At 73.0% G+C, this 9,859-nt stretch carries 11 protein-coding genes; all 11 read right to left on the bottom strand.

What is annotated here, in order from left to right:
• On the bottom strand, positions 1 to 1,615 hold a 1,615-nt coding region (locus IRZ18_06580; GenBank protein MBX5476771.1), incomplete at its 3' end, for a P-loop NTPase.
• Positions 1,612 to 2,667, bottom strand: a complete 1,056-nt coding sequence (locus tag IRZ18_06575; GenBank protein MBX5476770.1) for a hypothetical protein — start codon at positions 2,665 to 2,667, stop codon at positions 1,612 to 1,614. The genes IRZ18_06575 and IRZ18_06580, both read right to left, overlap by 4 nt.
• Before the next feature lies 1 nt (position 2,668).
• Entirely contained in the window at positions 2,669 to 4,705 is a 2,037-nt protein-coding gene (flhA, locus tag IRZ18_06570; protein ID MBX5476769.1) for a flagellar biosynthesis protein FlhA, read from the bottom strand.
• Between the two features lie 3 nt (positions 4,706 to 4,708).
• Entirely contained in the window at positions 4,709 to 5,779 is a 1,071-nt protein-coding gene (gene flhB / locus IRZ18_06565) for a flagellar biosynthesis protein FlhB (GenBank protein MBX5476768.1), read from the bottom strand.
• A gap of 2 nt (positions 5,780 to 5,781) precedes the next feature.
• Positions 5,782 to 6,552 carry a flagellar biosynthetic protein FliR gene (gene fliR / locus IRZ18_06560; GenBank protein ID MBX5476767.1) on the bottom strand — a complete coding sequence of 257 codons (771 nt, stop codon included), beginning with the start codon at positions 6,550 to 6,552 and terminating at the stop codon, positions 5,782 to 5,784.
• 12 nt (positions 6,553 to 6,564) lie between these two features.
• Positions 6,565 to 6,840, bottom strand: coding sequence for a flagellar biosynthesis protein FliQ (gene fliQ / locus IRZ18_06555; protein MBX5476766.1), 276 nt, complete (start codon positions 6,838 to 6,840; stop codon positions 6,565 to 6,567).
• Positions 6,841 to 6,850: 10 nt separating this feature from the next.
• Complete coding sequence (gene fliP / locus IRZ18_06550; protein MBX5476765.1) at positions 6,851 to 7,603, bottom strand: flagellar type III secretion system pore protein FliP; 753 nt, start codon at positions 7,601 to 7,603, stop codon at positions 6,851 to 6,853.
• Positions 7,498 to 7,878, bottom strand: a complete 381-nt coding sequence (locus tag IRZ18_06545; protein MBX5476764.1) for a flagellar biosynthetic protein FliO — start codon at positions 7,876 to 7,878, stop codon at positions 7,498 to 7,500. Before IRZ18_06545 ends, fliP begins: the two co-directional genes overlap by 106 nt.
• 18 nt (positions 7,879 to 7,896) lie before the next feature.
• Entirely contained in the window at positions 7,897 to 8,370 is a 474-nt protein-coding gene (fliN, locus tag IRZ18_06540) for a flagellar motor switch protein FliN (GenBank protein MBX5476763.1), read from the bottom strand.
• Positions 8,357 to 9,319, bottom strand: a complete 963-nt coding sequence (gene fliM, locus IRZ18_06535; protein MBX5476762.1) for a flagellar motor switch protein FliM — start codon at positions 9,317 to 9,319, stop codon at positions 8,357 to 8,359. Before fliM ends, fliN begins: the two co-directional genes overlap by 14 nt.
• A gap of 18 nt (positions 9,320 to 9,337) precedes the next feature.
• Positions 9,338 to 9,760: a flagellar basal body-associated FliL family protein gene (locus tag IRZ18_06530; GenBank protein ID MBX5476761.1), complete on the bottom strand. Its 423-nt coding sequence runs from the start codon at positions 9,758 to 9,760 to the stop codon at positions 9,338 to 9,340.
• Positions 9,761 to 9,859: the final 99 nt, after the last annotated feature.

Raw genomic sequence — 9,859 nt, 5'->3', positions numbered from 1 at the left:
CCACGATGGCGTCCCGATCCCGGCGCGAAATGGCCGTCCACTCCACGCCGTACCAGAACTCCTCCGTGCCGTTCTTGTCGCGCTGAACGGACTTCGTCATCCGCAGCACCCGGCACGAGGCGGCGATGGTGCGCTGGTCGAGGTCCACCTGGACGTCCAGCTGCGCCCCGACCGGGAGATTCGTCTCCGTGATGAGCAGCATGCCGCCGCCGCTGATGTCGCCGGTCCGCCCGTGGCCGCTGCCCGAAGCGACCGCAGCGCCCGACGGATCGCTCGCCCACCAGTAGAACCGAACCGGCAGGGAACACTCCCAGCGCACGTGGTGCCTCCGCTGCTGGCGCCGGCCCGTTTCGCCCAGGCGCAGCTGCCAAACGCCCTCGCCGTCCTTCGCGGCGAAGGCGGCGGGGAACTCGAAGCTCGCGACCTGATCGTGGAAGCGCACCGTCATGCGCGCGCCCACGGGGGCTCGCACCCAGTCGCCCCGGCGCATGGGCGCGGCCACACGGAGGATGTCCCCCTCGAACGCCTCCGCCCACGTCTGGTAGTGGGTGCCGTCCTCCATCACGAGTTCGATGCGCTGGTTGGGCGTCAACCGCAGCTGATCGATGCCGACGGGCGACCAGCTGCCAGCGCCGGCTCCGACGCCGCTCTCGTCGGCTTGTCCAGCGGCGGCGACCTCTGCAGCGGCGACCTCCGCGGACGTCGCCGCCGGCGCTTCCGCTCCAGGCTCCGTCCGGCGGGTCTCCGCCTCCGCGCCCGCGTCTTCCGGAGGGCCCGGGCGCTGCTCGCCCTCCGCCTCGGCGGACGACAGCCACACCCGGCCGAGCACGGCGGGCAGGCTGCGCGGCCGGACCGGGGCGTCCCGCAGCCGGTCCGCGATGCGGCGCACGGCGCGTGCGGCCGGCGCCTGCGGGAAGAGCTGCAGGAACGGCCGCCGTTCCTGAACGGCCAGGCCCACCTGGAAGTCGCTCGGGACGGCGCCGATGTACGCCGACTTCCAGCCGAGGAACCGCTCCGTCGCGAGGGCGAGCTGCTCCGCCGTCTCGCGCCCCACGTGGTCCGTCGCCTGGTTCACCAGGAGGTACACGGTCGCGTCCGGGTTCACGTGCCGGAGCGCCTTGAACATCGTGTAGGCCTCCGTGACGGCCGTCGGTTCCGGGGTGGTGACGACGAGCACCTCGCCGACGGCGGCGAGGATCCCCAGCACCTGGGGGCCGACGCCCGCGCCCGTGTCGATGAGCACCATGTCGTACCCGCGGCAGGCGTCCGCCATCTGTTGGATGGCGGCGCGCACCCGGTCTCCGGGCAAGGAGGCCAGTTCCCACAGCCCGGAGCCGGCGGCCAGCAGGTCGACCCGATCGGCGACCGGCAGGCGGATCTCTTCAAAGGACGCGCGGCCTTCGAGCCAGTCGCCGAGGTGGTGCGGCGGCAGCACGTCCAGGAGCACTTCCAGGGTGCCGAGGCCGAAGTCCGCGTCCACGACGAGCACGCGGCCGCCGCGCTGCGCCCATGCCAGCGCCAGGTTGAGCGAGACATTGCTCTTCCCCACGCCTCCCTTGCCGCTCGTGACGGCGATCGACCGCTGGCGGAGGCGAGCGCCGATCGTCGCGGTCATGGCACCGTCGCCTCCCTCCCCCACACCGCGCTGGCCGGCCGCAGGCCGAGCGGCACCGCGGGCGACAGCCCGCAGAAGGCGACGGCCATGCCGCGTGCCGCGGCCAGGCGCGCGAGGGCGCGATCGTCTTCCGTCTCGTCGCACTTGGTCAGGATGAGGTCGCACGGGCCGAGGGCCAGGTACGCGTCGAGCGTCGCCTCGGCGTCGCGCCCGTGCCAGCCGGCCGGCGCGGCGAGGAGCCGCCACGCGTCCGGGGGCAGGGCGCGCGTCCACGCCGCGAACTCCGACCAGGCGCGGGGATCGAGACGGTTGGCGGCCGCCAAATCCACCACCGCGCAGTCCACGCCGGGCTCTCCGAGGGCCGCGCTCAGGGCCCCGGGGGAGCCGGCTTCCTGCACATCCACGCCCAGCGCCCGTGCCAGGGCGCGCAGCTGGGCGGCGGCGCCCGGGCGGTAGGCGCCCGCGACGAGCAGACGCACGCCGCGGCCCAGGCGGCGGGCCTGGCCCGCGAGGGACGCGGCGGCGGTCGTCTTTCCGGCGCCCGAAGGTCCCATCACCGCGATCACCCGGCACGCCGGCAGCCGGTTCGGGGCCAGCGCCGGCTCCGCCTGGGGCGCGTGGGCCGGTTCGGCGAGCGCGCCGAACCCCGGGGCGGCCGGCGGCGTCCACGGGGCTGCGAGCGCGGCGGCCGCGACAGGCGCGGAGGGCGCTGCGGGCGCGGCCGGCGCCGGGGCGACGGCGACGGCCTGCGGAGCGAGGGCGGCGCGGCGCAGCGCCGCGAGGGCCTCGTCGCTCGTGTCTGCGCGGTCCAGCCGGGGCGCGTCCCCGGAGGGCGCCTGCGCGGGCGCCGGTGTCGCGGCAGCCGCCTCCCGCCTCGCCCGCGCCGCCTCGGCCGCGGGCGCCGCCGTCACCTCCACCCAAGGGCGGCGCTGCCACAGCAGGCCGTCCGCGCCGCGGCGCGTCTGCAGGACCACCGCGTCCGGGCCGAAGGTCCGCCGGACCTCTTCCAGCGCCTCCTGCAACGTCGGCGCGCGGAACTTGCGGATCATCACGTCAGTCCACCACCTGAACGGCTTTCACCGAGATGTCGCCCGCGAGCTCGTGGTACGCCAGCACCGGCACGTCGGCGTGCTGGCGTTCGATCAGCCGCCGGAACGCCAGCCGCACGCCCGGCGAGCAGAGCACGACGGGGCGGATGCCTTCGGCGCGCACGCGCTGGATGGCGTCGTGCGCCTTCTTCCGGATCTCCTGCAGGCGCTGCGGGTCGACGGCGCCCTCGCTCGTCGCCGCTCGGGCCAGCTCGTCCTCGACCTCGGGCGCAAGGGCGACCACGGGCAGGTACCCCTGCTCCACCGGCAACGCGGCGCTGATCTGCCGCGCGAGCGCCGCGCGCACCGTTTCGGTCAGGGCGTCGGCGTCCTTGGTCTGCTGCCCGGCGTCGGCGAGCGCCTCGAGGATCGTCACCAGGTCCCGGATGGGCACGCGCTCACGCAAGAGGTTCTGGAGGACGCGGTGCACCGTGCCGAGCGGCAGGATGCCCGGGACGATCTCGTCCACGACCGCCGGCGAACGGTCACGAAGGACGTCGAGCATGGCCTTGACCTCCTGCCGGGTGAGGAGGTCGGCGGCGTGGCGCTTCACGATCTCCATGAGATGCGTGGCGAGCACCGACGCCGGATCGACGACCGTGTACCCGGCGCTCTCGGCGCGGTCGCGGTCCTCGGCGCGGATCCACATGGCCGGCAGGCCGAAAGCCGGCTCCCGGGTCGGGATGCCGGGGAACTCGTCCTGCACGCCGCCGGGGTCGATCGCGAGGAAGCGGTCGAGGTACAGCTCGCCGCGCCCCACGGACACGCCGCGCACTTTCACGACGTACTCCTGCGGGGCGAGCTGCACGTTGTCGCGGACGCGGACCAGCGGCAGGACCAGGCCCAGGTCCGTCGCCACCTGCCGCCGGATGGCGCCGATGCGCGCCATGAGCTCGCCGCCGTGCTCGCCTTCCGCGAGCGGCAGGAGGCTGTACCCGAGTTCGATCTCCATGGGGTCGACGGCCACCAGCGCCGCGGCCTGCTCCGGCGTCGTCGGCGCCGGCGCGGCGACGGCCGCCTCGCCGGGCGCCTGCGGCGCCGGGCCCGGCTCCTTCATCCGCCACGCCGCGAAGCCCAGGACGCCGGCGAGGATGAAAAACGGCAGCTTCGGCAGGCCCGGAACCAGCCCAAGCACCCCGAGCGTGGCGGCGGCGATCGCCAGCGGGCGCCGGCGGGTCAGCACCTGCGCGCGCATCTCCTCGCCGAGGTTCTCCGCGCTCGCGGCCCGCGTGACGACGATGCCCGTCGCCGTGGAGATCAGGAGCGCCGGGATCTGCGCGGAGATGCCCTCGCCGACGGTCAGGAGCGTGTACTTCAGAAGGGCGTCGTTCCACGACAGCCCGTGCTGCCACATGCCTACGGCGAACCCGCCGACGATGTTGATGCCGATGATGACGAGGGCCGCGATGGCGTCGCCCTTGACGAACTTGCTCGCGCCGTCCATGGCGCCGTAGAAGTCGGCTTCGCGCTCGATCTCCCGGCGGCGGCGGCGCGCCTCCTGGTCGTCGATGAGGCCGGCGTTCAGGTCCGCGTCGATGGCCATCTGCTTGCCCGGCATGGCGTCGAGGGTGAACCGCGCGGCGACCTCGGCCACGCGTTCGGCGCCGCGCGTGATGACGAGGAACTGGATGAGGACAAGGATGAGGAAGACGATGAATCCGACGACCGGGTTGCCCCCGACGACGAACTCGCCGAACTTGCGGATGACCTCGCCGGCGTCGCCCTGCAGAAGGATGAGCCGGGTGCTCGACACGTTCAGCGCGAGCCGGTAGAGCGTCGTCACGAGCAAAAGGCTCGGGAAGACGGAGAGCTCCAGCGGGTCCGTGAGGTACGTCGTCGCGAGCAGGATGGCGAGCGACACGGCGATGTTGAGCGAGATCAGAAGGCTGAGGATCCCGGCCGGCAGCGGGATGACCATCATCAGGACGACGACCACGACCGCGGCCGCGAGGATGAGGTCGCTCGCGCCGAAGCGCCCCGCCGACGACCAAACGCGCGCGATCACCTACGACACCTTCCCCTTCAAGCGCCAGACGTAGGCCAGCACCTGCGCGACGGCCTGATAGAGCTCGATCGGGATGGCCTGGCCCACCCTCGTGCCGGCGTAGAGCGCCCGCGCGAGGGGCGGGTCCTCCATCACCGTGACGCCGTGGGCGCGCGCCAGCTCCCGGATGCGCAGCGCCAGCCAGCCCTTCCCCTTGGCCACGACCACCGGCGCCGCCTCGATGCCGGGCCGGTAGCGGAGGGCCACCGCGTAATGCGTCGGGTTCGTGACGACGACGTCCGCGTGGCGGACGTCGTGCAGCATGCGGCGCCTCGCGATCTCCCGCTGGCGGCGGCGGATGCGCGCGCGGAGCTGCGGGTCGCCTTCCGACTCGCGCGTCTCCTCGCGCACCTCCTGGCGCGTCATGCGCAGGCTCTGCTCGTGCATGAAGCGTTGGTAGGCGTAGTCCGCCGCGGCGAGCACGAGGAACGCGAGGCCGAGCCGCCAGATCAGCGTGACCGTCGCCTGGGCCACCTGGACCATCGCCCCGCCGACGCCGCTTTCCAGCCACACCGGCATGGCGGAGATCGTCCGCGCGACGCTTGCGTAGGTGAGCGCGCCCACGACGGCCAGCTTCAGCAGGGATTTCACGAGCTCGACCAGCGAGCGGCTGGAGAACAGCCGGCCGATGCCGGCCAGCGGATTGACGCGCGACCACTGCGGCGCCGCCGCGAGGAGGCTGAAGCCGAACCCCGACTGGGCCACGCCCACAGCTGCCCCGACCAGCGCCCCGGCCGCGAGCAGCGGCGCCGCGGCGCCCAGGAACGCGCTCGTGGCCGCGGCCAGCACACCGTACGGGGCCTGGCCGTCCCAGATCCCGCCGACCGGCGTGGACCAGAGGTGCACGGCGAACGCGGCCACCCGCCGCGCCGCCGCCGGCGCCCACCACTGGGCGACGGCCGCCACGCCGAGCAAGACCACGGCCGCCGAGAGGTCGCCGCTGTGCGCCACCTGGCCGCGCCGCCGCGCCTCGCGCCGGCGCTTCGGTGTGGCGGGGAAACGCCGCTCCTCCGCGAAGAGCTGCAGGTCCACGGTCAACTCCCTCCCAGCGGGCCCAGGATCGCCGCCGCGTCCGCGGGGAAGATCCGGCGCATCATGCCCGCGTAGATCGGCAGGAGCAGGGACAGGCCGGCGAGACCGACGGCCGACTTGACCGGAAGGCCGATCAGGAACACGTTCAGCTGCGGCACGGCCCGGGACAACACGGCGAGGGCCACGGTCACGAGGAACGACGCGGCCAGGATCGGCACGGCCAGCTGCACCGCGGTGAGGAACGACGCCACGAAGGCGTCCAGCACCGGCCGCGCAAACGAGGGCGCCGTCCACGCGCCGACGGGCAGGAGGCGGAAGCTGTCCGCGATGGCGGCGAAGAGGACGTAGTGCGCGTTGGAGAGCAGGTAGACGACGGTCGCGAAGAGGTTCATGAAGTTGGCGAGAAGCGGCAGCGGCTGCTCCGACGCCGGGTCGAGAAGGTTCGCGGCGCCGAACCCGAGGTCCAAGTCCAGGAGCGACCCCATCGCCTGCACGGCCGCGAACGCCATCCGGCTCATGAGCCCGATGGCCAGCCCCGTCACCGCCTCGCCGAGCACGAACGCCGCGGCGCCCCACAGATCGGACGGCGGAGCCGGAGCGGCGACGGACGGCCACAGGGCGTAGCTCACGGCCAGCGCCAGGCCCACCCGGAGCACGCCGGGGACGAAGGCCGCTCCGTACACCGGCGCGGTGGCGACGACCGCGCTCACGCGCGCCACGACGGCCCAGAACACCAGCCAGCGGTCCAGCGAGACCGACAGGAGACCGTCCACTCCGCTCCCCCCTTACGCCCCGCCGCCCAGAACCGGCAGGAGGTTCCACACCCGGGTGGTGTAGTCGACGAGCACGTGCAGCATCCAGGGGCCGAAGAGCGCCAGCGCCCCGAGCATGGCCAGGATCTTCGGCACAAAGGCGAGCGTCTGCTCGTTGATCTGGGTCGTCGCCTGAAAGAGGCTGACGAGGAGCCCCACCACCATGCCGATCCCGAGCACGGGCGCCGCCACGAGGAGCCCCGTCATCATCGCGTCGCGCGACAACTGGATCACCATGCCGTCGGTCATCGACGTCCTCCTAATACCCCTGGACCAGGTTCTGCGCGACCAGGTGCCAGCCGTCGACGAGCACGAACAGCAGCACCTTGAACGGCAGCGACACCAGCACCGGCGGAAGCATCAGCATGCCCATGGACATGAGCGTGCTGGCCACGACCATGTCGATCACGAGAAACGGAATATAAATGATGAAACCCATTTCGAACGCCGTCTTGAGCTCGCTGATCGCGAACGCCGGCACCAGCGCCGTGAGCGGCACGTCCTCCCGCCGCACCTGGCCCGTGTGGCCGGAGAGCCGCCAGAACAACGCGAGGTCGCTCTCCCGAGTCTGCTTCAGCATGAAGTCCCGTGCGGGCCCCTCCGCTCGCCGCAGGGCGGTGGCCTGGTCGATCTGGCCCGCGCGGAAGGGCACCCAGGCCTGCTGGTAGATGGCCTGTCCCACCGGCGCCATGACGAAGATCGTCAGGAACAGCGCCAGGCCGATGATCACGGCGTTCGGCGGCACCTGGCCGGCGCCCACCGCCGTCCGCACGAAGGACAGGACGACGAGGATGCGGGTGAACGCCGTCATCATGACGAGCACGGCCGGCACCAGCGCGAGAGCCGTGAGGAAGAGAATGATCTGCAACGCCGGCACAAGGCCGTTGCTGCCGCCGATCGTGATCGTCACGTCCGCTCGGCGCCCCCCCTGCGCAGGGCGGTCCGGATGGCGCTCCAATCGAGGCGCGGCAGGACCGGTTCCGCACGCGCGGCCTCGTCCAGGGACATCCACCGCTCGCCGGCGAGTTCCGCCACTTCCGCCGGGTCCTCGATGGCGTACAGGCACGCGACTTCACGCTCGCACACGCCGACGACGAGCGCCCGCCGCCCGACCTTCACGAGCGCGAGGCTCCTCCGGCCGCCCAGCGGCAGCGCCCCAAGCAGCTCCATGCGGCCGCGCTCGCGATTCGCCGGCAGGCGGCCGAGCACCCGCGCGGCCCACACGATGGCGCCGACGACGACCGCCAGCGCACCGAGCGTCCGCAGGAAAAGCCAGAAGCCCTCCACCCCGCCGCCCCCCTTCCGTCAGGTCAACCGATCCAGCCGTTGTTCGGGGCTCAGGATCTCGGTGATGCGCACGCCGAAGGCCTCGTCGATGACGACGACCTCGCCCTTGGCCACGACCCGTCCATTGACGAGAACGTCGACCGGCTCGCCGGCCATGCGATTGAGCTCGATCACGGCCCCCGGGCCCAGTTCCAACACGTCCCGCACGCGCTGGTGCGTCCGCCCGAGCTCGACCGTCACCTCCAGCGGGACGTCCATGACGATGTCCAGCCCGCCGGGCACGGCGCGGGAACCCTGCACGCCGTCGGCAGGCGCCCACGCGCGCGCGGCGGTGGCCGTCGCCGCGGCGGCCGCGACCTCCTCCCGCGCGGCCCCGGCCTCCCGGACCTCCACCGCCGGGGCGCCCTCGCCTTCCGCCTGCCAGCGCTCGGCATCGAGCGACTCGACAAGCTCGCGGATGTCCTCCGATGTCGGCTGCTCACTCATCGGCATGCTCCTTTCCCTCGATGGTCACCGCGAGACGCCGGCCGCGCCGGCCGGGACGGGCGCGGAACACCGGACGATCGCCGACGAACAGCCGCACGGGCTGCTCGGGGCCGCGGTCGAGCCGCAGCAGGTCCCCGGGCTTGAGCGCCAGGAGCGCTCGCAGCGTGATCTCGGCCCGGCCCAGCTCCACCCACAGGGGAATGTGGGTCTCGTAGATGTGGTGGCGCACTGCCTCCTTGTGGCTGGCTTGGCGCACCGGCTCGTGACCGAGCCACTCCCGCGCCGACAGCCGCGGCAGCACGGGCTCGAGCGTGCGATACGGGATGCAGATCCTCAGCGGGGCGCGGCGGCCGCCCAGCTCGACGATCTGGTGCACGACGAGCACGATGTCCTCCGGCGCGCACACCTGCGCGAACAGCGGGTTGCTCTCAACAGTGTCGAGCCGCGGGGCGATCTCGGTGACGTTCTTCCAGGCCTCGCGCCAGGCGCCCAGCATCCCGGAGAACAGCCGGCGCACGACGGCGCCTTCGATGTCGGTGAGCGCGCGGGAGCGCTCCGGCCAGACCCCCGGCCCGCCCAGCACGCGGTCGATGAGCGCGAACGCCAGCGCCGGGTCCAGCTCCCAGAGGGTGCGGGCGGGAAGCGGCGGCATGGCGACGACGGCCAGGATCGCCGGTTCGGTGACGCTCTGGGTGAACTGCCGGTACGTCGTCTGCTCCACCGTCTCGGTGTTGACCTGCACCATGGAGCGCAGGTGAGCCGAGAGCGCCGTCGTCGCGCCGCGGGCGAAGTTGTCGTGCAGCATCAGGATTGTCCGCAGCTGGTCCTTGGAGAACTTGTCCGGCAACCGGAAGTTGTACCGCCGCAACCGCGCGCCCGCCGGCACGCGGTCGGCGCCGGGCTCCAGGGCCGAGAGCAGGACGTCGAGTTCCTCACTGCTGAGCGTCGGTTCCACGCCGCACCTCCGTTCCACTCACTGGATGACCATGCGCGTCAGGAACACGGCCCGCACGACCGGCTGCCCGGCGGCGCTGTTGATCGCCGGGAGCAGCGCGGCCTTGAGCCGGTCCGCGCCCTTGTCGCCCGCCAGCTCGTCCGCAAGGAACGAGCGCAGCGTGCGGTTCACGGCGTCCTGGACGGCGGCCTGGCGCTCCTGCAGGAGCTTCTGGCCCTCCGGGCCGGCCGCCTCGACCGTCACCTGGATCTGAATGATCCGACGCTGGTCCACGTCGGCCAAATTTGTGGTGAATTCGCCCAGCGCCACGTCGACGCCGGGGACCTCCTTGGGCGACGCGTCGGCAAAGTGGACGTAGGCGAAGCCCCCCGCCGCGCCCAGCACCACGGCGCCGAGCAGCAGCGGGATCAGCCAGCGCCGGCTCGTCTTCCGCGTCTCCACGATCGCGATCCCTCCCCCGTTCAACTCGCCCGCCCGGCCGCGGGGCGGGCCCGCGCCCCCCCCCCCCCCCCCGCCCCCCGGTCCGCCGCGGGGTTGGCC

It is taken from the genome of Clostridia bacterium (genome assembly GCA_019683875.1).
In the GTDB taxonomy this organism is placed as follows: Bacteria; Bacillota; Sulfobacillia; order RBS10-35; family Bu92; genus Bu92.
The sequence above is the reverse complement of the archived record's forward strand: the minus strand, read 5'-3'. Positions and strand labels throughout refer to the sequence as shown.